Annotated in this window: 33 protein-coding genes; 21 read left to right on the top strand and 12 right to left on the bottom strand. The window is 71.4% G+C overall.

The window, feature by feature from the left end:
• Positions 1-41: 41 nt before the first annotated feature.
• Positions 42-170, bottom strand: a complete 129-nt coding sequence (locus VK923_19480) for a hypothetical protein (protein ID HSJ46862.1) — start codon at positions 168-170, stop codon at positions 42-44.
• A 220-nt stretch (positions 171-390) separates the two neighbouring features.
• Here VK923_19480 and VK923_19475 point away from each other — a divergent pair, with 220 nt between their 5' ends.
• The 5 genes from VK923_19475 (at position 391) to VK923_19455 (ending at position 3647) form a co-directional block, all read left to right on the top strand.
• Positions 391-1017, top strand: coding sequence for a hypothetical protein (locus VK923_19475; protein ID HSJ46861.1), 627 nt, complete (start codon positions 391-393; stop codon positions 1015-1017).
• Positions 1018-1127: 110 nt separating this feature from the next.
• On the top strand, positions 1128-1487 hold the full coding sequence (locus VK923_19470; GenBank protein ID HSJ46860.1) for a hypothetical protein: 360 nt from the start codon (positions 1128-1130) through the stop codon (positions 1485-1487).
• Positions 1484-1639, top strand: a complete 156-nt coding sequence (locus VK923_19465) for a hypothetical protein (GenBank protein HSJ46859.1) — start codon at positions 1484-1486, stop codon at positions 1637-1639. Before VK923_19470 ends, VK923_19465 begins: the two co-directional genes overlap by 4 nt.
• Before the next feature lie 32 nt (positions 1640-1671).
• Positions 1672-1941, top strand: coding sequence for a hypothetical protein (locus VK923_19460; protein ID HSJ46858.1), 270 nt, complete (start codon positions 1672-1674; stop codon positions 1939-1941).
• A gap of 50 nt (positions 1942-1991) precedes the next feature.
• Positions 1992-3647, top strand: a complete 1656-nt coding sequence (locus tag VK923_19455; protein HSJ46857.1) for a glycoside hydrolase family 13 protein — start codon at positions 1992-1994, stop codon at positions 3645-3647.
• Positions 3648-3771: 124 nt separating this feature from the next.
• Here the strand turns inward: VK923_19455 and VK923_19450 are convergent, their stop codons facing one another.
• The gene (locus VK923_19450; protein ID HSJ46856.1) at positions 3772-4932 is read right to left on the bottom strand and encodes a hypothetical protein; all 1161 of its coding nucleotides are present in this window, start codon (positions 4930-4932) and stop codon (positions 3772-3774) included.
• 156 nt (positions 4933-5088) lie between these two features.
• Between VK923_19450 and VK923_19445 the strand changes: the two genes are divergently transcribed.
• Both VK923_19445 and VK923_19440 read left to right on the top strand, forming a co-directional pair.
• Positions 5089-6012 carry an inorganic phosphate transporter gene (locus VK923_19445; GenBank protein HSJ46855.1) on the top strand — a complete coding sequence of 308 codons (924 nt, stop codon included), beginning with the start codon at positions 5089-5091 and terminating at the stop codon, positions 6010-6012.
• 1 nt (position 6013) lies between these two features.
• Complete coding sequence (locus VK923_19440) at positions 6014-6652, top strand: DUF47 family protein (protein HSJ46854.1); 639 nt, start codon at positions 6014-6016, stop codon at positions 6650-6652.
• Between the two features lie 103 nt (positions 6653-6755).
• On the opposite strand, the gene VK923_19435 is transcribed toward VK923_19440, so the two are convergent.
• Entirely contained in the window at positions 6756-6953 is a 198-nt protein-coding gene (locus VK923_19435) for a hypothetical protein (protein HSJ46853.1), read from the bottom strand.
• 252 nt (positions 6954-7205) lie between these two features.
• Here VK923_19435 and VK923_19430 point away from each other — a divergent pair, with 252 nt between their 5' ends.
• A complete protein-coding gene (locus tag VK923_19430) occupies positions 7206-7472 on the top strand; it encodes a sigma factor (protein HSJ46852.1) in 267 nt (88 codons plus the stop codon).
• A gap of 196 nt (positions 7473-7668) precedes the next feature.
• Positions 7669-7863 carry a DUF6596 domain-containing protein gene (locus tag VK923_19425; protein ID HSJ46851.1) on the top strand — a complete coding sequence of 65 codons (195 nt, stop codon included), beginning with the start codon at positions 7669-7671 and terminating at the stop codon, positions 7861-7863.
• Positions 7864-8310: 447 nt separating this feature from the next.
• Here VK923_19425 and VK923_19420 read toward each other — a convergent pair whose 3' ends face one another.
• The 3 genes from VK923_19420 to VK923_19410 form a co-directional block, all read right to left on the bottom strand.
• Complete coding sequence (locus VK923_19420; protein ID HSJ46850.1) at positions 8311-8433, bottom strand: hypothetical protein; 123 nt, start codon at positions 8431-8433, stop codon at positions 8311-8313.
• 159 nt (positions 8434-8592) lie between these two features.
• Complete coding sequence (locus VK923_19415) at positions 8593-11214, bottom strand: AAA family ATPase (GenBank protein ID HSJ46849.1); 2622 nt, start codon at positions 11212-11214, stop codon at positions 8593-8595.
• Positions 11211-11849 carry a TetR/AcrR family transcriptional regulator gene (locus VK923_19410; protein HSJ46848.1) on the bottom strand — a complete coding sequence of 213 codons (639 nt, stop codon included), beginning with the start codon at positions 11847-11849 and terminating at the stop codon, positions 11211-11213. The genes VK923_19415 and VK923_19410 overlap by 4 nt, the downstream gene beginning before the upstream one ends.
• Before the next feature lie 83 nt (positions 11850-11932).
• On the opposite strand from VK923_19410, the gene VK923_19405 reads away from it, so the two are divergent.
• Both VK923_19405 and VK923_19400 read left to right on the top strand, forming a co-directional pair.
• Positions 11933-13180, top strand: a complete 1248-nt coding sequence (locus VK923_19405) for an FAD-dependent monooxygenase (protein HSJ46847.1) — start codon at positions 11933-11935, stop codon at positions 13178-13180.
• Between the two features lie 99 nt (positions 13181-13279).
• The gene (locus tag VK923_19400; GenBank protein HSJ46846.1) at positions 13280-14449 is read left to right on the top strand and encodes an NAD(P)/FAD-dependent oxidoreductase; all 1170 of its coding nucleotides are present in this window, start codon (positions 13280-13282) and stop codon (positions 14447-14449) included.
• A 31-nt stretch (positions 14450-14480) separates the two neighbouring features.
• Here the strand turns inward: VK923_19400 and VK923_19395 are convergent, their stop codons facing one another.
• Complete coding sequence (locus VK923_19395) at positions 14481-14879, bottom strand: hypothetical protein (protein HSJ46845.1); 399 nt, start codon at positions 14877-14879, stop codon at positions 14481-14483.
• A 61-nt stretch (positions 14880-14940) separates the two neighbouring features.
• Complete coding sequence (locus VK923_19390; protein HSJ46844.1) at positions 14941-15177, bottom strand: hypothetical protein; 237 nt, start codon at positions 15175-15177, stop codon at positions 14941-14943.
• Positions 15178-15400: 223 nt separating this feature from the next.
• On the opposite strand from VK923_19390, the gene VK923_19385 reads away from it, so the two are divergent.
• From VK923_19385 to VK923_19370, 4 genes are all read left to right on the top strand, one after another.
• Positions 15401-16090, top strand: a complete 690-nt coding sequence (locus tag VK923_19385; protein ID HSJ46843.1) for an ABC transporter permease — start codon at positions 15401-15403, stop codon at positions 16088-16090.
• Complete coding sequence (locus tag VK923_19380; protein HSJ46842.1) at positions 16087-16506, top strand: hypothetical protein; 420 nt, start codon at positions 16087-16089, stop codon at positions 16504-16506. Before VK923_19385 ends, VK923_19380 begins: the two co-directional genes overlap by 4 nt.
• Before the next feature lie 110 nt (positions 16507-16616).
• Entirely contained in the window at positions 16617-17186 is a 570-nt protein-coding gene (locus VK923_19375; GenBank protein ID HSJ46841.1) for an ABC transporter permease, read from the top strand.
• Positions 17187-17196: 10 nt separating this feature from the next.
• Positions 17197-17802 carry an ABC transporter ATP-binding protein gene (locus VK923_19370; protein HSJ46840.1) on the top strand — a complete coding sequence of 202 codons (606 nt, stop codon included), beginning with the start codon at positions 17197-17199 and terminating at the stop codon, positions 17800-17802.
• 724 nt (positions 17803-18526) lie between these two features.
• On the opposite strand, the gene VK923_19365 is transcribed toward VK923_19370, so the two are convergent.
• Positions 18527-19225, bottom strand: a complete 699-nt coding sequence (locus VK923_19365; GenBank protein ID HSJ46839.1) for a hypothetical protein — start codon at positions 19223-19225, stop codon at positions 18527-18529.
• 363 nt (positions 19226-19588) lie between these two features.
• Here VK923_19365 and VK923_19360 point away from each other — a divergent pair, with 363 nt between their 5' ends.
• From VK923_19360 to VK923_19350, 3 genes are all read left to right on the top strand, one after another.
• Positions 19589-20200: a DUF1269 domain-containing protein gene (locus tag VK923_19360; protein HSJ46838.1), complete on the top strand. Its 612-nt coding sequence runs from the start codon at positions 19589-19591 to the stop codon at positions 20198-20200.
• Positions 20185-21504 carry a homogentisate 1,2-dioxygenase gene (hmgA, locus tag VK923_19355; protein ID HSJ46837.1) on the top strand — a complete coding sequence of 440 codons (1320 nt, stop codon included), beginning with the start codon at positions 20185-20187 and terminating at the stop codon, positions 21502-21504. The genes VK923_19360 and hmgA overlap by 16 nt, the downstream gene beginning before the upstream one ends.
• 80 nt (positions 21505-21584) lie before the next feature.
• The gene (locus VK923_19350) at positions 21585-22169 is read left to right on the top strand and encodes a hypothetical protein (protein HSJ46836.1); all 585 of its coding nucleotides are present in this window, start codon (positions 21585-21587) and stop codon (positions 22167-22169) included.
• Positions 22170-22210: 41 nt separating this feature from the next.
• Here VK923_19350 and pobA read toward each other — a convergent pair whose 3' ends face one another.
• Entirely contained in the window at positions 22211-23404 is a 1194-nt protein-coding gene (gene pobA, locus VK923_19345; GenBank protein ID HSJ46835.1) for a 4-hydroxybenzoate 3-monooxygenase, read from the bottom strand.
• Positions 23405-23619: 215 nt separating this feature from the next.
• Between pobA and VK923_19340 the strand changes: the two genes are divergently transcribed.
• On the top strand, positions 23620-24039 hold the full coding sequence (locus VK923_19340) for a CBS domain-containing protein (protein HSJ46834.1): 420 nt from the start codon (positions 23620-23622) through the stop codon (positions 24037-24039).
• Positions 24040-24154: 115 nt separating this feature from the next.
• Here VK923_19340 and VK923_19335 read toward each other — a convergent pair whose 3' ends face one another.
• Positions 24155-24310, bottom strand: a complete 156-nt coding sequence (locus VK923_19335) for a hypothetical protein (protein HSJ46833.1) — start codon at positions 24308-24310, stop codon at positions 24155-24157.
• Between the two features lie 185 nt (positions 24311-24495).
• On the opposite strand from VK923_19335, the gene VK923_19330 reads away from it, so the two are divergent.
• Entirely contained in the window at positions 24496-24816 is a 321-nt protein-coding gene (locus tag VK923_19330) for a thiamine-binding protein (protein ID HSJ46832.1), read from the top strand.
• Between the two features lie 61 nt (positions 24817-24877).
• Here the strand turns inward: VK923_19330 and VK923_19325 are convergent, their stop codons facing one another.
• Positions 24878-25780, bottom strand: coding sequence for a sugar phosphate isomerase/epimerase (locus VK923_19325; protein HSJ46831.1), 903 nt, complete (start codon positions 25778-25780; stop codon positions 24878-24880).
• Between the two features lie 175 nt (positions 25781-25955).
• On the opposite strand from VK923_19325, the gene VK923_19320 reads away from it, so the two are divergent.
• Entirely contained in the window at positions 25956-26177 is a 222-nt protein-coding gene (locus tag VK923_19320) for a hypothetical protein (GenBank protein HSJ46830.1), read from the top strand.
• Positions 26178-26351: the final 174 nt, after the last annotated feature.

Below are 26351 nucleotides of genomic sequence, written 5' to 3'. Positions count from 1 at the left end.
GGATCCTCCGGTCGTGGCCGTGCACACACGGTCGCGCTGGGTCAGGTCGTCTCGTCGGTGACCAGCTCGACGTCGAGCACGTCGAGCACGTGGCCGATGCGATTGAACACGCTCGCCGACGGCGAGCCGGCGAAGTGCAGGCCGACGGCCCGGTTCGACGAGCTGAGCACCAGCGCACCCGAGTCGCCGCTCTCCGTGAACCTGGTGCACAGGACCTGGTCGCGGGAACCCGACCCGGTCGTCGGACACCCTTCGGTAGCGCATCGTCAGTCGGAGATGGACGTCGGTGATGATGCCTATCGTCAGGTCGGTCGTCTGCCGACCTTGTGCACGCGCATGCCGCGGCGCAGGTTGGTCGTCACACCGGCGGGCCGACGGTCCAACAGGCGGATGACGGGCTCGGCGGCGCCGTCCGCGAGCCGGGGCGATCGCAGCGTCGACGAGGTTGGGGAAGCCGTCTCCACCGAACTGGAACGGCACGAAGTCCTCGAGGTGGGCGACGACGTCGCCCTCACCTCCGCCGTCCTCGACGGCTGGTTGCAGCACCTGGTCACCGCGCTGGGCCCGCCCGTCGTCGGCCAGCACGTGGGCGTTGCTCAACGCGAGCAAGGCGTCGTCGCCGGCTCGCCGGACGATGGCGCCCAACGTGCCGGCGGTGACCCTGAGGTGGCCGATGCCGCACCGCGGCATGCACGGCCGGGCGCGCTCGGCGAACAGCTCGGGCTCGACCGTGCCGATGGCGATGACGTCGGTCGTCACGCCCTGCACGTCGCCGATCCTCACCGCCTCCGGCACCGGGTTGTCATCAAGCGTTGCGAGCGGCTTCTTGTGGTCGACGTAGACCCGCAGCGCGAGATCACCGGTCGGCCTGCCCCGGGAGGTCTTCTCGCCGATCCCGACGCCCTGGATCCCGTCCCCGACCGTCCACGGCCGGGCGTTCCGGGCGGCCTCCGCCGCTTCCGCGCGGAAGGCCTCGGCCGTGAACTCCTCGGTCGGCAGCGAGCGGGGGACCCGTGACGGACGGCCGTCCGTCACGCAGTCCAGCGCCAGCTCGAGCCGATCGGATGTCGTGGCCATCACACTGCGCTTCAGGCTCACGGCAGGATCAGCACCTGTCCAGGCAGGATGTGGTCGGGGTCCGCGACGATATCGCGGTTGAGGTCGTGGATCTCGGGCCAGCGGTTGCCATCGCCGAGCTCGGACTCGGCGATGCCGAACAGGGTGTCGCCTGCCTGGACCTCGTGCAAGCCGTCGTCAGCCGGGGCCCAGGTGCGCAATCAGCCGGCGATCCGCTCGCGCGCAGGCTCGGACTCGACACCAATCCGGTGATCTTCCTCTGGCCCACCGGGCTGATGGGGCTGTTCTTCGTGATGCTCGTCGTCTCGCCGGAGGCCACGGCAGGCGGTGAAGGGCTGACGTCGGTACGGGAGGCCACCGAGAACCGCCGCTGGGCGCCATCGCGATCGGCACGCTGTTCGTCGTCATGAGCTTCTGGGCGATGGCGTACGGCCTCGCGGTCGAGTCGGCGGGGACGAGAGCGGATCCCGAGGCGCACGGGACCATGATCGCCGCCTCCGGCGTCGGCCTGGCGGTGCTCCTGATCCCGTTCGGTCTGGCGACCGTGGCGCTGGTGTCCTGACGCGATACTGGCCGCTCGCCGTGCTCGCCGGCATGGGGCTGTCGCTGGCCATCGGCCTGCCGCTCCTGATATTCCGCAACCCCCTGGCCTCGCTCCTCGCGGGCTACGCCGCCGCCGCGGTCGTCACCGTGTCCAGGCCGAGGGGAACCACGTGGTACAACCGGGCCATCGCGGCGGCCATCGTGACGCTGCTCACGCTCGGCGGCATGATGGTCGCGTTCATCCCGACCGCGGTCGTCGCGCCGGGGCTGCCCTTCCTTGCGACAGGCCTCGCGGACCTGTTCGGACCGCGCCGCTCCTGAACACCGCGCGTCCACCCGAGCCCGAGCCAGCCCACGAAGGGCGATCGCCCATGCCCCAGTACGAGTCCGCCACCCCCTGGTGGCGTCAGGCCGTCGTCTACCAGGTCTACATCCGCAGCTTCCGCGACGGCGATGGCGACGGCAACGGCGACATCGCGGGTCTGCGGTCGCGCCTGGCGTACCTCGGCGACGTCGGCGTCGACGCGATCTGGATCAACCCGTGGTATCCGTCGCCGATGGCTGACGGCGGCTACGACGTTGCCGACTACTGCGACATCTCCCCGATGTACGGCACGATTGGCGACGCCGAGGCGCTCGTGCGGGACGCCCACGACCTCGGCCTGCGCCTTCTGCTCGACGTCGTCCCGAACCACACGTCCGACCAGCACCCGTGGTTCCAGGCGGCGGTGAAGGCCGGCCCGGGATCACCCGAGCGCACGCGCTACATCTTCCGCCCCGGCCGCGGCCCCGGCGGCGACCGACCACCCAACGACTGGCACAGCGTGTTCGGCGGCGAGGCGTGGACACGCGTGACGGAGGCCGACGGCAGCCCCGGCGAGTGGTACCTGCACCTGTTCACGCCGGAGCAGCCGGACCTGAACTGGAACGACCCGCGCACCTGTGAGGCGTTCGAGGACATCCTCCGGTTCTGGTTCGACCGCGGCGTCGACGGGTTCCGCATCGACGTCGCGCACTCGCTGGTCAAGCAGGAGGACCTGCCTGACCTCGGCGACCGGTTCGGTCTGCTGCCCTCGATCGACCACCCTCACTGGGACCGCGACGAGGTGCACGACGTGTACCGCGGTTGGCGACGGCTGGCCGACAGCTACGACCCGCCGCGGGTCTTCGTCGCCGAGGCGTGGCTCGACGATCCGGAGCGCATGGCGCGGTACGTACGTCCGGACGAGCTGCACACCACCTTCAACTTCGTCTTCCTGGAGTCGCCGTGGCGGGCGGACGCGGTGCGCTCCGCCGTCACTCGGTCGCTCGCCGAGCAGGGCGCGGTGGGCGCACCTGTCGTGTGGGTGCTGTCCAACCACGACGTCGCCCGCCACGTGTCGCGGTTTGCCCGCGATCAGCACGACGTCGCGGGGTCGAACCTCGATCATCTGCTCGGCCGTCCCGCCGACCTCGCGCTGGGCCTGCGACGCGCGCGCGCCGCCGCCCTGCTGATGCTCGCGCTGCCCGGCAGCGTGTACCTGTACCAGGGCGAGGAGCTGGGCTTACCCGAGGTCGAGGACCTGCCGACCGAGCACCTCACCGACCCCACGTGGCGGCGGTCGGGCGAGACGGTGCGCGGCCGCGACGGCTGCCGGGTCCCTCTGCCGTGGTCCGGCGACATGCCTCCGTTCGGTTTCAGCACCGACGACGGCGCGACGCCCTGGCTGCCGCAGCCCGCGGGCTGGCGCGGGCGCACCGTCGAGGCGCTCGACCGCGATCCCTCGTCGATCCTGAACCTGTACAGGTCCGCACTCCGCCTCCGCCGCGAGCTGCCCGCGCTCGGCGACGGGACCCTCGCGTGGCTCGACACCGATGGCGAGGTGCTGGCCTTCACCAGAGCGCCGGGGTTCGCCTGCGTCGTGAACTTCGGGTCGTCACCGGCCCGCGTGCCGGTCGACGGCGAAATCCTGCTGCGCAGTGACCCCGAGACCGACGACGGCGTCGTGCCGCCCCACGGCGCGGTCTGGCTCCGCACGTCGACCTGATCCCCGATGATTGCCGACTGGGCCCGGATGTGGGTGCTGGCTGGCACGCGCGTGACGAGTGGCGCCGCGCATGCCGGCTGGGACCCGCTGGTGGATGCTGGCGGGCAGGCGAGGGAGGCGGGTGTCAGCGCAGGGCCACCGCGTACGTCGGCGGGAAGCGGAGCGCGAGCTCGGTCGCGGTCCCGTGCTCGGCGCTCCACAGCTGCATCCTGGTGCCGGTGCTCACCCCCAGCCACTGACTGTCGGGTGACCAGGCGAACGGCGTCGTGGGAGCGGTGAGGGTGGACCCGGGCACGCGGTCGACCTCGGTGCCGAGGGTGACGTCGATGACGGCCACGTTCGATCGTTCGAGCCGCTCGTTGTCGAGCTCTCGGTAGACGGGCAGCGCGAGCCACCGCCCGTCGGGCGAGAACTGTGCCTGTGGCACGTCGAACAGCCCGACCGGCACGTCGCCTGTCTGGAGCGTCACCCGGACCTGGTCGGGCTGGTCGACGGTCCCGATGACGACGCCGCAGGAGAGATCGGCCAGGCAGTCGAGCCGGGCGACGCGGACGCCGTCGCTCGCCAGGGCCTGTCCCCGCGCGATCTGGCGACGGCGACCGCTGTCGACGTCGATGCCGCTGATGGTGCCCGGCGTGCTGACGATCAGTTGGTCGGCGGTGCCGGCGAGCGGCTGCGCGAGCGCCGGCAGCTCGATCTGGTCGAGGAGGGCCCCGTCGAAGCCGATGCGTGACGCGACGCCGCCGATGTTCGCCGTGAGGTGGTCGTAGACCCAGACCGACGTCGCATCGCCGGTCGGGATGGAGCGGTGGTATTGTGCCAGCTGCTGGGGTGCGCCCTCGTCGCCCTCGACCAGGCGCACCACGCGCCCCGCCGCGTCGTAGATGAGGTCACCGCCGATCAGCTGGAGGGCGTCGGGTCGCAGGCGGGTGCCGTCGACGAACACGGGCACCTCGCGACGTGCGCCCGTGGACAGCTCGATCAGCTGGAGCCTGCTGCCGAAGTCGGCGATCACGACCGTCAGTTCCGGCGCGTCGGGCAGCGGTCGCCCTCCGCTCGGGGTCTCGACAGGATCGAGCGGCGCACGCACCAGCTCGTCGCCTGCGACCGAGCCGTCGAGATCCGTGCCAGCAGGGTCGACCCCGGCGCCGTCGACCGTCAACTCGGCCGACCCGCCGTCGCGCCGGAGCACCGCGACGGCGGCGGTCACGGCGACCATGATCGCGATGACGCCGACGACCGCCGTCCAACGGCGGCGTGGCTCGGGCGGAGCCTCCCAGCTCACCTGTTCATGGTCGGACCTCGACGATCGTGCGCCCAAGGTAGCCCACGACCGATCGGCCGGGTCCTGACCCGCTCGGGTACGGGCCCGCGCAGGATTCGCGGATCGGCCGTGGGCGTCCGGCTTGCACCGGCGCCTCCCAGGCCTCAGGGTAATGCAGTGTTCCTCTGGCTCGCTGCCGCCTTCGCCGTCATCAACGGCGCGAACGACGGTGGCGCGATGGTCGCGTCGCAGCTGCGCGTCCCGGGCGTCCGCCCGCTGGGCACCATCGTGGTGGTGGCCGGCGCGCTGGTCGCCGTGCCGCTGGTGCTGGGCACAGGGGTCGCGGATACGCTCACGTCAGGGCTCGTCCGAGCCTCACAGGAGGCCCAGCCACAGGTCGTCGCGACGGGGGCGGTTGCCGCCATCGTCGTTGTCGCCGTCCTCACGCGCCTTGGCCTGCCCACGAGCTTGACGCTGGGGATGGTCGGCGGCATCGTCGGCGCCGGTCTGGGGCGTGGCCTGCCGATCCTCGGCACGGGTGTCGGTCGCGTGGTGGCGATCGGCGTGGCGGCGCCGATCGTGGGCGGGCTCCTTGCCCAGCGGCTCGTCCCGCTGTCGGCGCTCGCGCTCACCCGCCGCGGCACGCGTGGCCTCGCCCTGCTCGCGGCCACGGCAACCGTCGCACAGGCGGTCGCGTACGCGGCGAACGACGGGCAGAAGATGTTCGCGGTCGTCGCCGTCTCGGCGGCCGGGATCACACCATCCGTGGCGGCCGGTGTGGCCGTGCTGTTCTCGGTGGGCGCGATCGTCGGTCTGCGCGCAGCCGCCGGCACGCTGGGAGGCGGCATCGTCCGTGGGGGGCCGCAGGAGGAGGTCACCGCACAGCTCGGTGCCGCGGTCGCTGTACTGTCCAGCGCGGCGCTCGGGGCGCCGGTCAGCATGACCCAGGCGGTCGCGGGCGGTCTCGTGGGCACGGGGATGCTGCGCGGCCTGCGACAGGTGCGGTGGCGCGTCGCCGGTCAGCTGGCGCTGGCGTGGGTGCTGACGCTGCCCTCCGCAGCGGTGGTGGGAGCGGTGGTCGTCCAGACGTGGAGGCTGTGACATGAGCGGAGGCGTTCGTCGGCTGTGGCGCGACCTGACCGGTCGCAGCGACGGCTTGTTCGTCGACCTGCTGACCAGGCAGGTGGCGATCGCAGTGGAGGCCGCCCGTACCCTCGTCGCGGCGCAACGTGACGGCCGGCCGCCAGCGGATGTCCGCGCGGAGCTGACCGAGCTGGAGCGGAAGGGCGATGAGGTGCGCACCGAGGTGCTGACCGAGCTCGCCCGCGCGCTGACGACACCGATCGACGGCGAGGACCTGTACCGCCTGTCGGGCTCGCTCGACGACGTGCTCGACAACCTGCGGGACTTCGCAGTTGAGGCCGACACCTACGGCGTCGAGCCTCATGAGCGCTTCATCGCCCCGCTCGACGGCCTCGCCCAGGGCCTCGACGAGCTCGCTGAGGCGATCGGCAGGCTCACCGACGACGTGGCCGAGGTCGCCGGGCCGGCGCGCGCGGCGAAGAAGGCCAATGACGCACGCGACGCGTTCCACGACGAGATGGGCACGCTTCTACGCGGCGACGAGGTCACCATGCAGACCCTGCGCGACCGAGAGCTGCTCCGCCGCCTCGATGTTGCAGGCCTGCGCCTGGCCACGGCGGCGGACGCCCTCATCTCCGGCGCGCTCAAGCGCGGATGACCGCAGCTGCCGATCAGACGAGAGGTGCATCGAGCAGCTGTTCCTGGACCACTTCGCGAGCCAGGGCTTGGAGACCACCCACGGCATTCGACGGTAGATCCGACTACGAGCCGTTCACGAGGTCGGCATTCCGGCCGGTGGCCTGTTCACGGGTGCCGAGGGCATGAAGACCGAGGAGCAGGAGGCGATCTACGGTGGCATCGCTGGTGAGCAGTACGACCAGTGCTACCACCTGGGGTGCGACGACATCGGAGAAGCCGCCGAGCTGCTCCTTGGCCTCGGGAAACGGCCCGTCGGTCACCAGGACGTCACCCTCGTGCGCCCGGACCACGGTCGCGGTCGTCGCCGGGTGCGGGGATCATCAGCGTGCCGGACCTCGACGTTGCAGTGGACTGGGCGCGCCGCGCGAGCGTGGCCTGCAAGGCGCCGGTCGAGGTGCGCCCGTTCCAGGACGACGAGTAGGTCGAGGCGGCCTACGGTCCCGCCAGGTCGTCGTGGTGCGGACCGATGCCGACCCCGTCGCCCGGACCTCCGACTGGAGTCCGGGCGCGCGGTGGCGGTGCTCACGCGGGTGTTCGGCGACCTCGACATCGCCGAGGAGGCCGTGCAGGACGCTTTCGCCTCCGCGGTCCGCCGCTGGCCGGCCGCTGGGCTCCCACCGAGCCCGGCGGGCTGGATCATCACGACCGCCCGCAACGCCGCGATCGACAGGCTGCGCCGTGAGGCGTCCCGGGACGACCGCCACGCCCAGGCGGCGCTGCTGCACGCGCAGCACGAGCCCCGTGACACCGGCCCCGTGACCGACGACCGCTCCGGCTGATCTTCACCTGCTGCCACCCCGCACTGGCCCGCGATGCGCAGGTCGCGCTGACGCTGCGCCTGATCGCCGGGTTGCAGACAGGTGAGATCGCCCGTGCCTTCCTGGTCGCCGAGCCCACGATGGCCCAGCGCCTCGTCCGTGCCAAGCGCAAGATCCGTGCCGCGAAGATCCCGTACCGGGTCCCGGCGACGCCGAGTTGCCCGACCGCCTGCGGGCGGTGCTGGCGGTCGTGTACCTCGTGTTCAACGAGGGCTACATCGCCTCGGCGGGCGACGAGCTGGTGCGCGACGAGCTGTGTGCTGAGGCGATCCTGCTGGCCCGCCTGCTCGTCGCACTGCTGCCCGACGAGGCGGACGCGGAGGGCCTGCTGGCCCTGTTCGGCGTCGCCTGAGCGCTCGGCGGCGCACGGACCGCGCACGATCGGCCGATCGCCTCTCCGTACGACCTCCACGAACCCGGCCGAGGTGAACATTCGAGGGTGCCGGTGAAATTGCCGTCGTCGGCTGTCGTGCCGTCGGCGAGCACGCGGGGGCAGGCCTCCACCGCGGCGGCGTCGTGGCGTGTGGCCAGGTCGACCGCGGCCTCGATCAGATGGGCGGTCAAGCCCCTCCGTCGGTGCGCCGGTGCCACGAGCAGGCAGTTGATCGCCCACACGGGCACGTCGTCGACGGGCTTGAGCAGCGGCGAGCGGTTGAGTCGACCGAGCTCACCACGCGGCGCCACGGCCACCCATTCGACCGGCGCACCGGCGCGGTATGCGAGCAGCCCCGGCGGCGGTGCGGTTCGAGACCTCGCCTGGAACGCCGCGCGACGTCCCTCGGCCCCGAGCGCGTCGAACTCACGGCCGGTCATCGCCACCACATGCACCAGCATTGGCGTACGCCCCGCGATCGGGACCGAACAGCGCCACGAGGTCGTCCCAGCGGTCGGGCTCGAGCGGTCGTACGCGGGCGTCAGCCATCGTCCCCTCCGCGCCGTTGCGGTCGCAGCCATCGTCCCCTCCGCGCCGTTGCGGTCGCACCATCCTGCCCCGCGCGGGTGCACCGGGGCATGATGCGCTGATCCGGCTGCATCGCTGCCGTCACCGCGGGCGTGCCGTCAGTTGTCGTCGACGCGAACGTCATCCATGGGACCGCGCGCCGGAGCTGAGCGCGAGATCCACCGCGTCGTCGAGGGACAGCCGCGCGCCGTCGGCACGCAGCTCGTCGAGCCGGTCCGTGCCCAGCAGCGCGGTCAGCCGCTGCACCGTGGCCTCGTGCTCGACCTCGTCGGTCGGCTGTCGCGCCGCGCCGAACCGTGCGAGCGCTGCGTCCGAGGCGCCGATCAGCTGGGCGGCGCGCTCGGGACGGCCGAGGTGGGTCTCGGGCGTGGCGGCTTCGCCGAGCAGCTGCGCGACCAGCACCCGCTTGCCGAGCTTCCACGCGCCGGCCAGTGCGTCGTGCACGAGCGCCAGAGCGGTGTCGTGGTCGCCGTCGTGGGTGGCGATGAATGCCAGGTTGGCCTGCAGGCGAGGCGCGTTGTCGGTGTCACCGATGTCGCGGAGGATGGTCAGCGCCTCCTGGTAGCTGCGCCGCGCCAGCACGTCGTCGCCGATGAGCCGGGCGAGCTCGCCCTGGACGTTGCGCATGTCGGCGATGCTGCGGGCACTGGCGTCCATCGCCGTCAGATCGGCCAGTGCATCCTCCACTCTCGCAAGGGCGCCCTGGAGCTGCGTGGGGTCGCCACTGTGGCTCAGTTCGATCATGCCGTGGGCCCACGCCCGCCGTTCGTCCTCGCCCGCAAGGGCGAAGGCGTCGACCGCTGCCTCCCAGCGATCGCGCGCGGTGGCCATGTCCCCGTCGGCGTACGCGAAGAAGCCCGCGGCGACCGCGAGCCGGGCGCGCGCCGGGTCGTCGACGAGCTCCGGGTGGCCCAGGGACCGAACGATCCAGTCACGACCGTCCTCGTGCGGGCCACCCCAGTACCAGAACAGGTTGAGGGCGGCCGTGATGCGGATCCCAAGACGCGGATCCCCGCGGTCGAACGACCACCTCAGGGCGCGCCGCAGGTTCTCGAGCTGCGCACGCAGGCGGTCCTCCCACAGACGGGCCTGCGGGCCGAACATGCCGCGGTCGCTGCGCTCGGCCAGATCGACCATCCAACGGGCATGCCGCTCGCTGGCGGTGTCGTGCTCGCCCGACGCCAGCAGGGCCTCCCCGGCGAAGTCGTGGATCAGCTCGAGCATGTCGAAGGTCACGACGCCTTCGTCACCTGTCCGCCGGTGCAGCAGGCTCTTGTCGACCAGCGCTGTGACACCCGCCACAGGGTCGCGTACGACCACGTCGCCACACACCGCGGTGACGGCCTCGAGCGTCCTGCCGCCACGGAAGACAGCCAGCCAGGCGAACAGGCGCTGCTGCTCGGGGGAAAGCAGCCGGTGGCTCCACGCCACCGTGTCGCGCAGTGACCGATGCCGCGCGGGCCCGTCCCTGCGCTCGCTGGTCACCGCGTCGAGGCCGCTGCGCAGACGCGCGCGGATGGTTCGGACGGGGAGCACGCGCGTCTGGGCCGCCACCAGCTCGATCGCCAGTGGCAGCCCGTCGACGAGGCGGCAGATGGCAGTGATGTCGCGCAGCTCGTCCGCGTCCGGCGAGAACGTCGGATCGTGGGCACGCGCCCGATCGGCGAACAGGGTGACGGCGTCCGACGCGGCCGCCTCGTCGGCCGAATCCCTGGCATCCAGTGCCGGGACGTCGGCGATCACCTCTCCGGCGATCAGCAGGCGCTCGCGGCTGGTGACCAGCGCGCGGATCCCTGGCGCCGCGGCAAGCAGGTCGCCGACGTCGGGTGCGGCGTCGACGACGTGCTCGAAGTTGTCCAGGATGAGCAGCATCGACCGGTCGCGCAGCGCTTCGGCCAGCACGGCACCGAGGGCCGATCCGCCGCTGGTACTGATCCCTAGCGTCGAGGCGATCAGGGCGCTGACCGCCGTCGGGTCGGTGACGCGCGTGAGCTCCACGAAGCGCACGCCGTCGTCGTACCGTGACGCCGTGCTTGCGCCGACGTGGATCGCCAGACGCGTCTTGCCGACGCCGCCGGGGCCGGTCAGGGTCACCAGCCGATGTTCCTCGAGCAGCCGGTGCACCAGCACGATCTCCCGGTCGCGCCCGACGAGCGTCACCGTCTCGGCGGGCAGGTTGTGGACGTCGGGCGACAGCGTCCGCAGTGGTGGGTGCTCGTCGTCCAGCCCCTCCGCGACCACCTGGAACAGGTGCACGCTGCCCTCGAGGTCGCGGAGCCGGTGGTGCCCGAGGTCACGGAGGGCGATCCCTTCCGGCAGGTGGGCGAGGCGGTCGCAGGTGGCGCCGGACACGAGAACCTGACCGCCGTGCCCGGCGTCGGTGATCCGCGCCGCGCGATGCAGGTCGAGCCCGAAGTGCTCGCCATGGTGCAGCACGGCCTGCCCGCTGTGAACACCCACGCGCACGCGCAGCGGGGTGGGTCCCCAGTCCTGGCGGTGCATGTCGCGCTGCGCGTCGACCGCCGCCGCCACGGCCTTTTCGGGAGCGTCGAAGATCGCCAGGCACCCGTCGCCCTCGACGGGCGTCAGCCGGCCGCCGTGGCGTTCGGCGGCGGCGCCCAGGATGGCACGGTGGCGTTCGACCATGGCCGGGTAGCGCGGACCCACCCACCGCAGCAGGCGCGTGCTGCCCTCGATGTCGCTCAGCAGGAAGGTGACCTGCCGCGCCGGTTCGTCCGTCATGCCCCAACGGTACGGCCGCCGGCGCCGGACCGGGATCCGGCCGGCTGGCGTCCAGGGGGCGCCGCCGCGTGGCCTGCGAGCACCAGATCGACGGTCCGTTCCACGAAGCCGTCGTCGACCGGGCGGCCCGGGCCGAACACGGCGAACCAGATTGGTCCGACGATGCGGACGATCAGGTCGTCGGCGTTCATGCCTGCCGGCAGCTCTCCGCGTGTGATGCCGCGCTCGACGACGGGCCTGACCGCCGCAAGCCGCTGACGCCAGAACCGCCGTCCCACGTCGTCGAGCTCGGCGTCGTGTCCCGACGCCAGCGCGGTCATCAGGGTGCGGGTCGCCGGGGACGTCACGGTGTCGCGCACGCGCAGCGCCAGGGTGACGAGGTCGTCGCGCACCCGACCGGTGTCGGGCACCGGGATCTGCTGACCGGAGCTGTCCGCGAGCGCGTCGGCGACCAGGTGCTCGCGCGTGCCCCAGCGCCGGTAGATCGTCGTCTTGTTGACGCCGGCCCGGCCGGCGATGTCCTCGATCTGCAACCCGTTGACGCCATGCTCGAGCAGTGCCGCGAGCGTGGCGGCGCGGACCGCCTCGGTGATCCGTGCGCTGCGACCGCCGGGTCGCTGGCGTGGGTGTGGCATGATCCGCATCGTAACTAATGCAACGCGGCGTTGCATGCAACGCCGCGTTGCATTAGGCTGCATCCATCGGACAGGGAGTGGACATGGATGTCGTGGTCGTCGGCGCCGGACCGGCCGGAGCAGCGCTGTCGCTGCTGCTCGCACGCGCGGGGATCGGCGTGCGGCTGGTCGAACGCGAGACGGCGTTCGACCGGGTCTTCCGCGGCGAGGGCCTGATGCCACTCGGCCTCGACGCGCTTGAGCAGATGCGGCTGGACTGGGACATCGACGACCTCCCCGGACGTGTCGTCCGCTCATGGCGCATCGTGATCGACGGCCAGGAGTCGCTGACCATCCCCGAGCCTGTCGCCGAGCTCGGACGGCGTGCGTTCCGGGTGGCTTCGCCCGCGGCGATGATCGAACGGCTCGTCGACGCCGCGTCGCGGCTGCCGACGTTCGCGTTCCATCCCGACACACGATTCGTCGACGTGCTGCGTTCCGGAGGCAGGGTCAGCGGCGCGCAGGTGGCCGACGCCACCGGTGCGCAGGAGCTGGCGGCGGACCTGGTCATCGGATGCGACGGTCGTGGCTCGCCGGTCCGCACGCGGACAGGTCTCCGGCTCGAGCTGTCGCCCGAGCAGTACGACGTGGTGTGGTGGAAGCTGCCGTCGCCGGCAGGGCTCGCCGCCGTCACGGACTTCTGGATCACGGTCCGTGCCGGCGCCCACCCACTCATCGCGTACACGTCATGGGATGACCAGCTGCAGTGTGGTGTGGTCATGCCCAAGGGCGGGCTGGCCGAGCTGTCCGGAGACGACTGGCTCGACCGGGCGCTCGTCGCCGCGCCGGCGTGGCTGGCGGACCACGTCCGCGACCACCGCGACGCCGTGACGGGGCCGACGCGGCTCAACGTGCTCGTCGGACGCGCCAGGTCGTGGACGGCGCCCGGGCTACTGCTGCTCGGCGACGCCGCACATCCGATGTCACCGGTCCGCGCCCAGGGCATCAACATCGCACTGCGCGACGTGATCGTCGCCGCGAACCACCTTGTGCCCGCCGCGGCGTCCGGCGACCTCGATGAGGTCGATGCGGCCTGCCGCGCCGTGGAGGCCGAGCGCCTGCCCGAGATCGTCCGCGCCCAGCGCCTCCAGCGCCGGGAGGCACGCGGCCAGGGCGACGCACGTGCCGGGAGCTGGCGCTACGCGCTGGCGCGGCACGGCGCCCGCCTGCTCGGCCGGTACCGCTGGGCGCAACGTGCCTGGCTGGCTCGCCAGCACGACCTGCGGTTCGGCTCGACGACGGTCGAGCTGACCGCGGACGCGCGTGGGCCCGTGGCCGGCGACGCGCCGTAGGTAGGTGGGCCCACGTCCCCGACATGGGTAGCCGTCACCGATGGCGCCTGCCTCCTCCCCGGCGACGCTTGACGAAGTCGCCGCAGGAGGAGTCGCCGGATGTCGAGCCATGATGTCGTGATCGTCGGCGCCCGCCCCGCCGGCGCCGCCACCGCACTTCTGCTCGCCCGGGCCGGCCACGATGTGCTGGTCGTCGACCGTGCGCGGTACGGCAGCGACACCCTGTCGACCCACGCCCTGATGCGTGGCGGCGTGCTTCAGCTCGAGCGCTGGGGGCTGCTCGACCGCATCATCGCGGAGGGGACCCCGCCGGTGCACCGTGTCACCTTCGACTACGGCGGCGCGCCGGTGATCGTCGACCTCGATCGGCCGCTGTACGCCCCGCGCCGCACCGTCCTCGACCGGGTGCTGGTCGACGCCGCGCGGGAGGCTGGCGCCGAGGTGCGCTTCGGCGTCAACGTCACAGGTGTGCGCACCGACGAGGACGGGCGCGCGGTGGGAATCACCGCGCGCGACGCCGACGGGGCGGCCACCGAGCTCGACGCGAGGCTCACCGTTGGCGCGGACGGCGCGAGGTCGCTGGTCGCCAGAAGCGTTGGCGCTGCGGTCACCATGGCAGCCAGGCACGCGGCGGCGGTCATCTACGGCCACTTCCACGGCGTGCCGGTCACCGGGTACGAATGGAGCTATGGACCACGCAGTGCATCCGGGGTCGTCCCCACCAACGATGGGCTGGTGTGCGTCTTCGTCATCGCGACTCCCAGCCGCTACCTCCATGACCTGCGCCCGGACCCCGAGGCTGCGGTCGACCTCATCCTGCGTGAGTTGTCGCCGCAGCTGGCGGACCGCATCGCAGGCGCGCATCGGCACGGCCCGTTGCGGGGCTTTCCCGGCTTTCCCGGTTGGCTGCGGCGCCCGTTCGGACCGGGCTGGGCGCTGGTCGGTGACGCAGGCTACTTCAAGGATCCCTTCACGGCGCACGGCATCAGTGACGCGCTGCGGGACGCCGAGCTGCTGGTGCACGCCGTCGACGAAGGTCTGACGGGCGCGATGCCGATGTCAGCTGCGCTCGCCGGCTACGAACGGGTGCGCGACGACCTGTCCCGCCCGTTGCTCGACGCCACCGACGCCATCGCGAGCTTCGACTGGCGCCTGCCCGACCTGCAGGAGCTGCACAGCCAGCTCAGTGCCGCGATGCAGGAGGAGACCCGGTTCCTGCGGGCGCTGCGGACCCCTCCGGTGCGCACGACGCTGGCGCTCGGGGCCTGAGCGTCAGATGACGGTCGCGGCAGACCGGTCGTCACGAGTTGTGGCGCCGTTCCCTTCCGAGGCCGGGTGAGCCGGGCGTCGACGTGATGGCTCCGGATGCTCGCGGCAGCAGTAGCAGACGGCGGTCGAGCACGCCGATGCGGTCGGCCAGCATCAGGATCGGGTAGGCGACTGCGATGTGCTCGTAGTACCCGTCGGGGAAGCGGAGGCCGGAGTCCAGCAGGTAGCACCGGTCGTAGACCTTGTTCCAGGCGACGTGGAACAACCGGAGCGCCTCCGGCCAGTCGCGCAGCGCGAACGTCTCCGCGCTCCCGAGCCGGCGGAGCGCGTCGAACCTGCTGATCCGGGCCTCGGAAACGCTGGTGACGCGCGTGTGGCCGAAGAACAGCACCTGGTCGTGTGACCGGCGCAAGCGATCGGCGATGCGCACGCTAGGTGTGCCGGCCTCCCCCGACAGGGCCAGGATCTCACTCTCGAGGCCGAACAGGACGTCAGCTTATCACGACACTGTGTCGTGATAATGTGGCTCGCGTGCTGCTCACCTGACCGAGATACGGCGCTCGCCTGGCCGCTTCGCCCTGCTCGGTGGCGCCGTTGCGCTGCTGGTCCTCCTGCTGCTGTTCTTCCAGGCCGTCGCAGGCACGCTGACCGCCGAGCTGACCGGAGCGATCGCCAGGCAGAACGGTGACGTCGTCGCCTACGCCGACGGTGCGCGGCGCAGCCCGCACGCGAGCGTGCTTGCTCCCGACGTGATCGACCGCGTGAATGCTGTCCTCGAGGTGGACGAGGCGGCAGGGTCACCTGGGTGCCGTATGCGGTCGACGGCATCGACAGTGTGTCCTTGTCGGCATCGACCCTGGTGGTCCCGGCCTGCCGACGGACATCAGTGACGGTCGGCTGCCGCGGACCGGCGGCGAGGCCGCGCTGGCCGTGTCGGGGCTCACCGAGGACATGCCACAGGCTGGCGTCGGCGATCGGGTCGCGCTCGACGGGGTCGACGGAGGCCTCGAGGTCGTCGGCCTGGTGGAGGGTGGCGCCGCCAACGCGCTGCCGACCTGGTACGTGATCGCGCCGACGCTGCAGGCAGCCGTGGACGCACGTGCCGGCACCTCGCTGCCGCCGACGGTCTCCTATGTCGCCGCCACCGTCGACGGCGACGCCAGCGCGGTCGCCCAGCGCATCACCGCCGAGGTCGACGGCGTCGAGGCGCTGGACCGCGCGACGGCGGTGTCGTCACTGCCGGGGATCGGCACCATCAGCCAGTCGTTCGGCATCCTCTACGTGTTGCTGTACCTGGTCGTCGGGATCGTGACGGCTGTCTTCTTCCTGATCCTGACCGTGCAGAAGCGGGAGGCGTTGCTGCTCCTCCGCGCCGTCGGCGCCCGCCGCCGCGACGTCGTCGTGCCGACCCTGGTCCAGCTCGTGGTCGTCGTGGGGATCGCCACGCTGCTCGGTGGTGGGACCGCGTCGGGCCTGCTCTGGCTGGCCCGGGACACCTTCGGCGCGACGTTCGATCCGGCGACGGTGGCGGTCACGTCCGGCGCCATGCTCGCGCTGGGTTTGGTCGCCGGCACGCTGTCGGTCCGCCGGATCCTGCACATCGAGCCGGTCGAGGCAGTCCGAACGGCGGGTCTCGAGTGAGCATCGCGCTGCGTGAGCTGCTGCGCCGACCCGCACGCTTCGCGCCGGTGGTTGCGGCGCTGTCGCTGCTCGTCCTGCTGCTCGTGGTCCTCGGCGGCTATCTGGACGGCCTGACGCTGGATCAGACCGGCGCGCTGCGGGCGCAGGGCGACGTCGCCTTCGTCTCGACGGCGGACGCCGAGCTGCTGCCCGACCTCTCCCTCGTCGGCGAGGACGTGCAGGACCGCGCGGCAGGGGTCGACGGCGCTACCGCGGTGGGCGGGCTGTCGCGCATCACGACCACCGCCACGATGGCCGGCGAGATCGTCGACGTCGTGGCGTACGGCTACGATACGGCTACGATACGGCGTCCGGGCGCGTCCCTGCGCCGCCCGATGCCGGTCGCGCGATCATTGATCGGCGTCTTGCTGACCTGATCTCCGTCAGTCCGGGCGACCGCCTGCTCGTCGGGCCCGCGGATCGTGAGGTCACCGTCGACGGGTTCATCGACGATGCGTCAGACGGCGCCCCCACCGTGTGGCTGCCGATGGACGCCTGGCGGGACCTCGTGGCCGAGGCGGCGCCAACCTCCCCGCTCGCCCGGTCGGGTGTCCAGCTGCTGGTGGTCGTCCCTGTCGACGGCGTTGCCGTCGATGACCTCGTCGCGGCGCTGCGCGACGTCGCCGCCCAGCTTGCCGTCGGCGCCCTCGATGATGCCATTGCCGCGCTGCCCGCCGTCACCCAGCAGGCTGCCACGTTCCAGGGCATCATCGGCGTGACCTTCGTGGTGACCTTCATCGTCGTGGCGCTGTTCTTCGTACTGCTGACGTTGGAGCGGGTGCGGCTCTACGCGGTGCTCAAGGCGGTCGGCGGCCGGACCGGGGACCTGTTGGCCGGCCTGGCGGCGCAGGCGGTGGGCATCGCGGCCGTGGCACTCGTCATCGGCGGGCTGCTGACACTGGCGCTGACCACCGTCCTGCCGCCGGAGCTCCCGGTCCGGGTGCTGCCGGCGCGGGTGGCGATCCTCGCCACCGGCACCGTGCTCACCGCGCTGATCGGCGCACTCGGCACGCTGCGCCGGCTGCTGCGCATCGACCCTGCCCGCGCGATCGGCTGACGAGGCGACCATGGCAGACCCGCTCGAGTTCCGTGGTGTCCGCAAGGAGTTCCGCACGGGCGACGCGACCGTCGTTGCCGTCGACGACGTCGACATGACCGTGGCCGACGGAGAGCTGGTCGTGCTGATGGGCCCGTCGGGCTCCGGCAAGACCACCCTGCTCACGCTGGCCGGAGCGCTGGCGACCCCCACCGCCGGCCAGGTCGTCGTCGGTGGCGAGACCCTGACGGCCCGCAGCGAAAGGGACCTCGCGCGGTTCCGCCGGGAGCGTGTCGGCTTCGTGTTCCAGAGCGTCAATCTGGTCCCGTTCCTGACCGCGCGGGAGAACCTGCTGGCGGTTCGCCAACTCGGTGGTGGCCGGCTGAGCCGTCGCGCCCGTGAGCGTGCGGACGTGCTGCTCGGCGAGCTGGGGCTCACCGACCGCGCGGGCAAGCTGCCGGCGCAGCTGTCCGGCGGGCAGCGTCAGCGGGTCGCCATCGGACGCGCGCTGATGAACGAGCCCGCGCTCCTGCTCGTCGACGAGCCGACGTCGCGCTCGACTCCGCGCTGGGCCAGCAGGTCATGGACCTGCTGCGCGACGAGGTCACGCGGCGCGGTGTCGCGGCCGTCGTCGTGACCCGCGACGAGCGCATGACGGCGATCGGTGACCGCGTGCGCACGATCTTCGACGGGCGCCTCGACCCGGTCTGATCGGCCGCGCTCGCCCACCGGCCACGCAGCCCGTCCAGCAGCAGGTCGGTGACGGTGGACGCGGTCGCACTCGCGTCGACCTCCCTGCGGGCGATGCTCGTCCGGTAGCCCTCGAGCGTTGCGAACACGAACTGCGTGAGCTCGTCGGGATCGCCGCGGAACGAGCCGTCGGCGACGCCCTCCGCGAGCAGTGCGGAGAGGTGGTCGTGGACGGGGCGCAGAGCGGCCATCAGGCGCTCGTGCTGCTCAGCGTCGAACGGGATGTCCGCGCCCTGGCCGGCAAGCCGGTCCTCCGCGAACACCCGCAGGGTCGCGGCAACGAAGCGATCGAGCCGGTCGGCCGCCGTTCCACCACCTTCACGCACCAGGCGGTCCACCCAGCGCCTCGTCACGTCGGCGGTGTGGGCCAGCAGCAGGTCGTGCTTCGACGTGACGTAGTTGTAGACCGCGCTGCGTGCCAGGCCCGCCCGTTCGGCGACGGCGGTCAGCGTGATGTCGTCGAGCGGGACCTCGGCGGCGAGGTCGGCGAACGCCGTCAACAGGCGCTGGCGCACGAGGTGGCGATGCGCCTCCAGCGAGTCCGCCCAGAGGTCAGGCACGCGGAAGAGTCTAGCCGCGGCGGCATGCGGCCCCGGCGGCGGCGTCGATGGTCAGAGGGCGGCGCAGCGCTCGTTCAGGGCCCGCAGCAGCGTGTCGAAGCCCGGGTCATCCGGTGGTCGACGGATCGGCACGCTCTCCGCTCCATCGACCGACACCATGAACGCCACCGTGGTCAGCCGCTTCGCCTCGGCGATGGCGTGGCCGTCGCAGCGTGCCGGGAGCAGCTCGAAGCGGATCGTGGCGGTCGTCGCCGTCCGGTCGAGACGCACCGGTGGCGGCGGGGTGATGGTCTCGGGTACGGCGACGAATAGCAGGTTGCCGGCGACGTCGGTGATCCGGACCGTCGCCGATGGCTCGGTGAGGACCACGGATGCCTCGCCGGCGACCGTGAGGTTCTGGCCTTCGCCACGGGGCTCCCATGCTGGTGTGAGCGTGATGTCGGTGACCTCGTGGGCACGCCGCAGCGCACAGTCGAAGCCGTGCAGCCTCGCGAGCAGCCCATCGTCGTCGACGGGCACCACCGTCCGGACGGTGCCGCCGGTGCGGGGCGAGACCTCGAGCCGCGCGACAGCGCTGCCGTCGACCGGCTCCTCACACACCGGCTCGCCGAGCGGCACGGGCAGGTCCACCCGACGATCGGCCTCGAGGTTCGTCGTGCGGCCGACCGGCCCGGTGTCGGTGAAGCCCGGCAGCGTGACGTCGAGCAGGGTGATGCGCAGCGCGGCCGCTCCGGCGTTGGCGAGCTTCACCTCGACGATCCGGCGTGCCTGGTCCCGTCGATACTGCACGAGCGACGCGCTGAATCCGTCCGGCGGCTCAGCGGTCGCGGTCGCCCGCGTTGGGGCCGACGACGGCGTCGCGGCCGGTTGCGCGGGCGCACAGGCGGCCAGCATCACCGCGACACCCACCGCCGTCGCGGTGATCGTGTGACGCCAGCGGTTGAACACCCGGCTAGTGTGCCCGGACCGCCGGGCGCCGACCAGCGTGTCGTGGGCGCGCGAGCAGGAACCGGCTGAGACAGGCCGCGGGCCAGCGACCTCCCGGCTCCGCGGAGTAGCGTGGATGCCCGCCCGGCTCACGGGCATCGGGTCGACACGACGAGTGAGGGCATCGTGAGCGAGGAGTCCCAGACCGCCGGCGGCATCGACCGCGCGGTGCTGACCGAGGAGGAGCGGGTGGCCCTGGACGGCGTGCTCGACGTCGCCAAGGCACGCGGTGACACGACCGCCGACCTGTGGGCGTTCGCGTTCGACGGGCCACTGCGTGCCCAGGAGGCCCTGCTCGCCGCCCTGCGCATGGTCGGTCGCGGCCACCTCAAGCTCGAGGACGCCGCGATCGTGACCCGCATCGGCGGGCGGGTGCGGATCAGCCAGACAAGGGATGTCACCGCCGGGCAGGGTGCCGTGTCGGGCACGTGGCTGGGGACGCTGGCGGGCCTGTTCGTCGGCCAGCCCCTGATCGGCGCGGCGATCGGTGCCGCCCTCGGCGGATTGTTCGGCAAGCTTCGCGACATCGGGATCGACGACGACCAGATGCGTGCGATGGGTGAGCGGCTCGACGACGGCGAGGCCGCGCTGTTCCTGCTCATCGAGGAGTGCCATCCGGTGCGGGCGCTGCACGAGGTGTCGCGCTTCCCGGGGCGGCTGCTTGCCACGACGGCCGGCGACGACCTTGCTGAGGACGTGCGTGGACGCCTGGCGACCGATCCGTGGGGCGTGAAGTGAGCGCAGGCGTCGACGAGGCCACGTACCTTTCCGGGTTCGGCAACGAGCTGGCGTCCGAGGCGGTGCCCGGCGCCCTGCCCAAGGGACAGAACAACCCACAGCAGCCGCCCCTGGGCCTGTACACCGAGCAGCTGTCGGGTACGGCCTTCACCGTGCCCAACGCGCGGAACCGGCGGACGTGGATGTACCGGATCCGTCCGTCGGTGCGGCACGCGTGGAGGTTCGCCGAGACGGGCAGCCACATGATCCGCTCGGGGCCCGACCGCGAATCGGACCCGCCGATCGGGCAGCTGCGGTGGGATCCGCCGCCTTTCCCGGACGGACCGAGCACCTTCCTCACGGGCCTGCACACGGTGGCGACGAACGGCGACGTCCACACGCAGACGGGCATGGCCGCACACGTCTACATGGCGACCGAGTCGATGACCGACACCTACGTCTACGACGCCGACGGCGAGCTGCTGGTCGTGCCACAGGACGGGCGGCTGCGGTTCGTGACCGAGTGCGGCGTCCTGGTGGTGGCGCCCGGCGAGATCGGGTTGATGCCGCGGGGCCTGGTGTTCCGCGTCGAGCTGCTCGACGACACCGCCCGCGGCTACGTGTGCGAGAACTACGGCACCTACTTCGAGCTGCCCGAGCGGGGGCCGATCGGGGCGAACGGGCTGGCCAACCCCCGGGACTTCCTGTACCCGACGGCGGCGTTCGAGGACACCGCCGCCTCAGGCGAGCTGTATGTCAAGTTCGACGGGCGCCTGTTCGTGGTCGAGACCGACCACTCCCCGCTCGACGTGGTGGGCTGGCACGGCAACCACCTGCCCTACAAGTACGACCTGGCACTGTTCAACGTGATCGGGTCGATCAGCTTCGACCATCCGGACCCGTCGACCTTCACGGTGCTGACGGCGCCGTCACCGGACCCGGGCGTGGCGAACGTCGACCTCGTGGTGTTCACCGACCGATGGCTGGTGGGAGAGCACACCTTCCGCCCGCCCTATTACCACAAGAACGTCATGTCGGAGTTCATGGGCATCGTGCACGGCGTGTACGACGCGAAGGAGGAGGGGTTCTCGCCTGGCGGGATGAGCCTGCACAACATGTACTTCCCGCACGGCCCCGACCACGACGCGTGGCTCAAGGCGACGAGCGGTGAGCAGGAGCCGCAGCGCCTGTCCGACACCCTGTCGTTCATGTTCGAGACGCGCTATCCGTTGATCCCCACCGCCTACGCGGGCTCGATCCCGGCGCTGCAGGACGACTACCCGACGATCTGGCACGACCTGGAGCGTCACTACAGCGGCCCATGAGAGGCCCACGGCAGAACGGGCACTGACACGGATGTACCTCCTGCGGTTTCGCTCGGCCGCGCGCCTGCGCATACTGCGGCATGGACGAATACCTGTCGCGGTTGGCAGCGCTGCGCGCCCGCCTGGAGGCCGGCCCACTGGGACCCACGCTGGAGCGGATGCAGCGCGCCAACGTTCGGATCGAGGCCGCGCTGCGACCGGGGATCGCACGGGTCAGCTCCCGATGGCAGCGCGGGACTGCGCCCGCGCGTCCCGCCGCCGAGAAGGCCACGTCGGCCGCGCACAAGGTGGGGGAGGCGGCGCGCCCGGGCCATCCGCCGATCCTGTACCGCGACGGCATGGTCACGCTCGACAACGACGGTGTGGTCATCAGCGGCTACTACCTGCCCTTCGGCCGCCACCGGATCCCCTACGCACGCATCCGTGCGGTCACCGAACACCCGCTGACGAGAGGGCGCGAGTTCCGCCTGCACGGCTTCGTGTGGCCGCGGTACTGGTACCACCGCGACGCGCGCCGGTCCGAACGCGGTGTCGGCCTCGAGCTGCAGACCGACACGCTGCTGTGGCCGGTGCTGACGCCGAAGGACGTCGACGCCGTCAAGGAGCTGATCTCCGAGCAGCTCGAACGACGGCCGGAGCCGGACGGCCCGGCGCGCGGTGCCTGAACGCGACCGGCACGTGGGGCAGCCACACGTGTGGTCGGACCTCAGCCCGCGTCGCTCGGCAGCCAGTAGGGCAGGCCGGTGTAGTTCTCGGCGAACGAGGTCCGCGCGGCCCGCGAGTCCTCCAGGTAGGCCAGCTCGGACTCGGCGATGCGTTCGTCGAACGCGTCGTTGGTGTCGGGGAAGGTGTGCATCATCGTGGTCATCCACCACGAGAAGCGCACGGCCTTCCACACCCGCAGCAGCGCGGTCTCGGAGTACGCGTCGACGCCGTCCTGCGATCCGTTGTGGTACCAGGCGCGCAACGCGTCGGCGAGATAGACCACGTCCGACACCGCCAGGTTCAGTCCCTTCGCGCCGGTCGGCGGCACGATGTGCGCCGCGTCCCCTGCCAGCAGCAGCTTGCCGTGCCGCATCGGCTCGGCCACGAAGCTGCGCAGCGGCGTCACGGACTTCTCGATCGACGGGCCCGTCTTGAGGTTGGCGACGGCCTCGTCGGGCAGGCGGGTGGTCAGCTCGTCCCAGAAGCGGTCGTCGGACCAGTCGTCGGGGTCGGCGTCGGCGGGGCACTGGACGTAGTAGCGTGACAGCATCTCGTGGCGCATCGAGCACAGGGCGAACCCGCTCGGGTGGTGCGCGTAGATCAGCTCGTCGTTGATCGGTGGCGTCTCCGACAGGATCCCGAGCCATCCGAACGGGTACACCCGCTCGAATGTCGACAGCACGCCGCCAGGCACTGCAAGACGGCTCACCCCGTACTGGCCGTCGCACCCGGCGACCCACTCGCATTCCACCCGCTCGGTCTCGCCGTCCCTGGTGAACGTCACGTGTGGTCGCTCGCCGGTGACGTCGTGGACCGCAACGGCCTCGGCCTGGTCGATGATCTGCACGCCTCGCTCGTCCATCGCCGCGTACAGGTCGTGCTGCACCTCGGTCTGGCCGTAGATCATGACGTGCCTGCCGACGAGGTCGGCGAAGTCGATGCGCACGGTCCGCCCGCCGAACGCCAGGTTCACCCCGTCATGGGCGAACCCCTCGTCGTCCATCCGCGCGCCGAGCCCGAGCGACCGCAACGTCTCGCACGTGCCGTGCTCCAGCACCCCCGCCCGGATCCGCGACAGCACGTAGGCCTGGCTGCGCCGCTCCAGCACCACGCTGTCGATGCCTGCGTGGTGCAGCAACAGCGACAGCAACGACCCGGCCGGGCCGCCCCCGATGATGGCGACCTGCGTCCGCACGTGTCTTCCTCTCACCGACGTCACGCTCGCTGGTCGCAGTGTCCCGCCGATCGACGCGGTCCAACCGGAGTGCGACACGGGTCCTGTCCCAGCGATATGCGTCAGCAGGATGTCGGTCGGCACGTGTATCGCTCTCGTGCATGGGCAGGACGACCATGGCGTTCCGGACCCTGTCGCCACGTCAATCACCCACATCGATGCGACAGGAGCACACCATGGCAACTGCACGCGAAATCATGACCGGCGATCCGACCTGTGTCGGTGAGGACCAGACCGTCGAGGACGCGGCCCACATGATGGCCGAGCTGGACGTCGGCGCACTGCCGATCTGCGGCGAGGACGACCGACTCAAAGGCATGATCACCGACCGCGACATCGTGGTGAAGGTGCTCGCGGAGGGCCGCGACCCGTCCGGGACGCGAGCCGGTGACCTCGGTCAGGGCAAGCCGGTGACGATCGGTGCCGACGACTCGGCGCAGCTGGCGCTCGAGACGATGGCCGAGCACAAGGTCCGTCGGCTCCCCGTCATCGACGGTCACAAGCTGATCGGCGTGGTGAGCCAGGCTGACCTGGCGACCAACCTCGACGAGGAGTCGACCGGCGCCCTGGTCGCAGCCGTCTCCGCTGCGGACTGACACGTCGGTCTTCTGCCCGGCGCGGCGGGCGGGGCCTCGGCGCGCTCCGCGCCGCCGCGACCGCCGTCGTGCGTCGGTCCTGCGGACCAAGGGCTCCGGGGGTTTGAGGCCGTCCCTACCTGTCGTCGAGATCGTCGCGTGCTGGTGCTGGCCGGGCCGAGCCCACGCCCTCGTCACCGGTGAATCCCGCGTCCGCGGAGCTGGTCTCGTCGGCCTCGTGGCGCGGCCCGCCGTCGCCCGTGTCGTCGTCTGTCGTTCGCTCGTCGCTCACCAGCTACTCCTCGGCCGTCCGGACGTTGCGGGACCGCACCAGCCGGCCCGACGGGCACGCGCTCATGCGCGACGCGCGTTGCAGCGGTTCTCACACCGACCACCGGGCGAACCGATGTCCGGTGAGGTCACGCAGGCGGTCCATATGGACACAGGTGCGGCGAGCGGCGGCGAGAGGAATCGATCATGGCAGAGAGACCTGACCGGGGCACCGCGACGGCCACGACAGAGGTTGCGGTGGAACACTTCGGCAACGACATGATGCGCGACCTCTTCGTCCAGGCGATCGAAGCGCTCGACGGGCCGGATGTCGAGGTCCACCCGGGCGTGATGTCGACCGTCGTCAGCGGTGATCTCGACGCGGTCCTGCACGCCGTCGAACGCGCACACACGACCGCGTTCCGTACGGCAGGACGGGTGATCACGACCGTGCGCCTGGAGAGTCGCGATGGCGGGATCGACTTCGCCGAGCGCGCGCGACAGGTCGACCGCACGCAGGCGCCATAGCCAGCCACCACCTCGTCATGGACGACGATCGCCGCCGGAGTGAAGGCCGGCAGCGGAAAGCTCACATCGTCGGATGGCTCGAGAGCAGCGGCGCCAGATGCGCGTGCGCGGTGATCAGGCCCTCGGCCGCGTCGTTCTCCGAGCGTCCCAGGACGGAGTCCTCCTGCTCGACGACGATGGAGCCGTCGTAGCCGGTCGACTGCAGCGTCTCGATGATCGCTCGCCAGTCGAGGTCGTCGAGACCCGGGGTCCGGTACCGCCACCAGGGATCGGCCTCGAACAGCGGACCGATGTATCCGGTGCGATCCCGTGCGTCGGGGAAGACCTCGACGCCCTTGGCCTGGAAGAGCAGCGGGCGACCGTGGGCGCGCAGCGCAGCCACCGGATCGACGCCGACCGGCGGTAGGTGTGATGGATCGAAGTTGAGACCGATGCCGAGGTCGGCGAGCCAACCCCACAGCTCTGGCGAGTAGGCGAGGTTGCCCGGCTGGCCGTCGGGGTGCCACACCGTCATCGGACAATTCTCCACGACGAGCGTCACGCCGCGACGCCGGGCTTCATCGACCAGCCCGGGCAGCAGATCCGACGCGATGGCGAGATCGTCGTGCACAGTCCGCTGCGGGTTCCGACCCACGAACATGCCGACCAGCCCAACGCCGAGGTGCTCTGCTGCCCGGCAGCATGCGATGAGATGGCTGCGGACTGCCTCGCCGCGGTCAGGCGCGAGCAGGTTGTCGTAGTAGGACACGGCGACGAGGTCGACGTCTGCGCTGGTTGTCAGGTCAGCGATGCGCTGCGCCTGCGCCCGGTCCAGTGCCGCCACGTCGATGTGCGTCGCGTGGTCCTCCACAGACAACGGCCACGCGGCGACCTCGAGGTCCTGGTACCCGTGCGCTGCGGCCCACGTCACGACGCGCTGCAGCGGCCACTGCACAAAGCAGTCCGTGAACAGTCCGAGACGCACAGCCAGCTCCTCGTCCGGTGTCGGCGACGTCGACCGGATACCCGGAGCGTTCCTGTTCCAAGCGACGGAGGTGGTGGACGACGGTCGCCGACGCGCAACCACGAACACCAGTGCTCAGGTGTCTGCGTTCGCACCGGTGGGAACGCAGAGGTCTCGTCCACGTGAGGAGACCGCGATGGGAAGCGCACACACGCCGGCCGACGACATCGTCTACGACCTGGTCAGCATCCAGTACCACGCGCTGCAGGCCGCGCAACTGTATGACCAGTACGTGGAGGATGCGGAGGATCACGAGGATGTCGAGGCCTTCATCCGCGAGTGTCAGGACCAAGACGCGCAGCGCGCGATCCGCTGCCACGAGCTGCTGCGGGACCTGACCAAGGACGGCCTCGGCTAGACCCTTCCTTCTGGCGCCACGTCGTTTCCTTGGTATGGGGGTATCCATTTAACCGGAGTAGGCTGGGGTGGTGGATCACCCTCGTGCCGGTGTGCACTATCCGAGATCGGTCGGCGAGTTCCAGGCCTGGTTTCGTACCGATGCGGACTGTCTGGACTACCTGGAGTGGCTGCG

This window comes from Euzebyales bacterium (genome assembly GCA_035461305.1).
GTDB lineage: Bacteria > Actinomycetota > Nitriliruptoria > Euzebyales > JAHELV01 > JAHELV01.
Note: the sequence above shows the minus strand (reverse complement) of the source record. Positions and strands in the feature narration are given on the sequence as shown.

Excerpts from the sequence above, each read along its gene's own strand:
- VK923_19370 (HSJ46840.1), top strand. The coding sequence starts at position 17,197 with ATGGCAGACCCGCTCGAGTTCCGTGGTGTCCGCAAGGAGTTCCGCACG.
- VK923_19375 (HSJ46841.1), top strand. The coding sequence starts at position 16,617 with ATGGACGCCTGGCGGGACCTCGTGGCCGAGGCGGCGCCAACCTCCCCG.
- VK923_19475 (HSJ46861.1), top strand. The coding sequence starts at position 391 with ATGACGGGCTCGGCGGCGCCGTCCGCGAGCCGGGGCGATCGCAGCGTC.
- VK923_19420 (HSJ46850.1), bottom strand. The coding sequence starts at position 8,433 with ATGGCTGACGCCCGCGTACGACCGCTCGAGCCCGACCGCTGGGACGAC.
- VK923_19410 (HSJ46848.1), bottom strand. The coding sequence starts at position 11,849 with ATGCCACACCCACGCCAGCGACCCGGCGGTCGCAGCGCACGGATCACC.
- VK923_19320 (HSJ46830.1), top strand. The coding sequence starts at position 25,956 with ATGGGAAGCGCACACACGCCGGCCGACGACATCGTCTACGACCTGGTC.
- VK923_19400 (HSJ46846.1), top strand. The coding sequence starts at position 13,280 with ATGTCGAGCCATGATGTCGTGATCGTCGGCGCCCGCCCCGCCGGCGCC.
- VK923_19330 (HSJ46832.1), top strand. The coding sequence starts at position 24,496 with ATGGCAGAGAGACCTGACCGGGGCACCGCGACGGCCACGACAGAGGTT.
- VK923_19385 (HSJ46843.1), top strand. The coding sequence starts at position 15,401 with ATGCCACAGGCTGGCGTCGGCGATCGGGTCGCGCTCGACGGGGTCGAC.
- VK923_19415 (HSJ46849.1), bottom strand. The coding sequence starts at position 11,214 with ATGACGGACGAACCGGCGCGGCAGGTCACCTTCCTGCTGAGCGACATC.
- VK923_19465 (HSJ46859.1), top strand. The coding sequence starts at position 1,484 with ATGAGCTTCTGGGCGATGGCGTACGGCCTCGCGGTCGAGTCGGCGGGG.
- VK923_19460 (HSJ46858.1), top strand. The coding sequence starts at position 1,672 with ATGGGGCTGTCGCTGGCCATCGGCCTGCCGCTCCTGATATTCCGCAAC.
- VK923_19350 (HSJ46836.1), top strand. The coding sequence starts at position 21,585 with ATGGACGAATACCTGTCGCGGTTGGCAGCGCTGCGCGCCCGCCTGGAG.
- VK923_19405 (HSJ46847.1), top strand. The coding sequence starts at position 11,933 with ATGGATGTCGTGGTCGTCGGCGCCGGACCGGCCGGAGCAGCGCTGTCG.
- VK923_19340 (HSJ46834.1), top strand. The coding sequence starts at position 23,620 with ATGGCAACTGCACGCGAAATCATGACCGGCGATCCGACCTGTGTCGGT.
- VK923_19455 (HSJ46857.1), top strand. The coding sequence starts at position 1,992 with ATGCCCCAGTACGAGTCCGCCACCCCCTGGTGGCGTCAGGCCGTCGTC.
- VK923_19440 (HSJ46854.1), top strand. The coding sequence starts at position 6,014 with ATGAGCGGAGGCGTTCGTCGGCTGTGGCGCGACCTGACCGGTCGCAGC.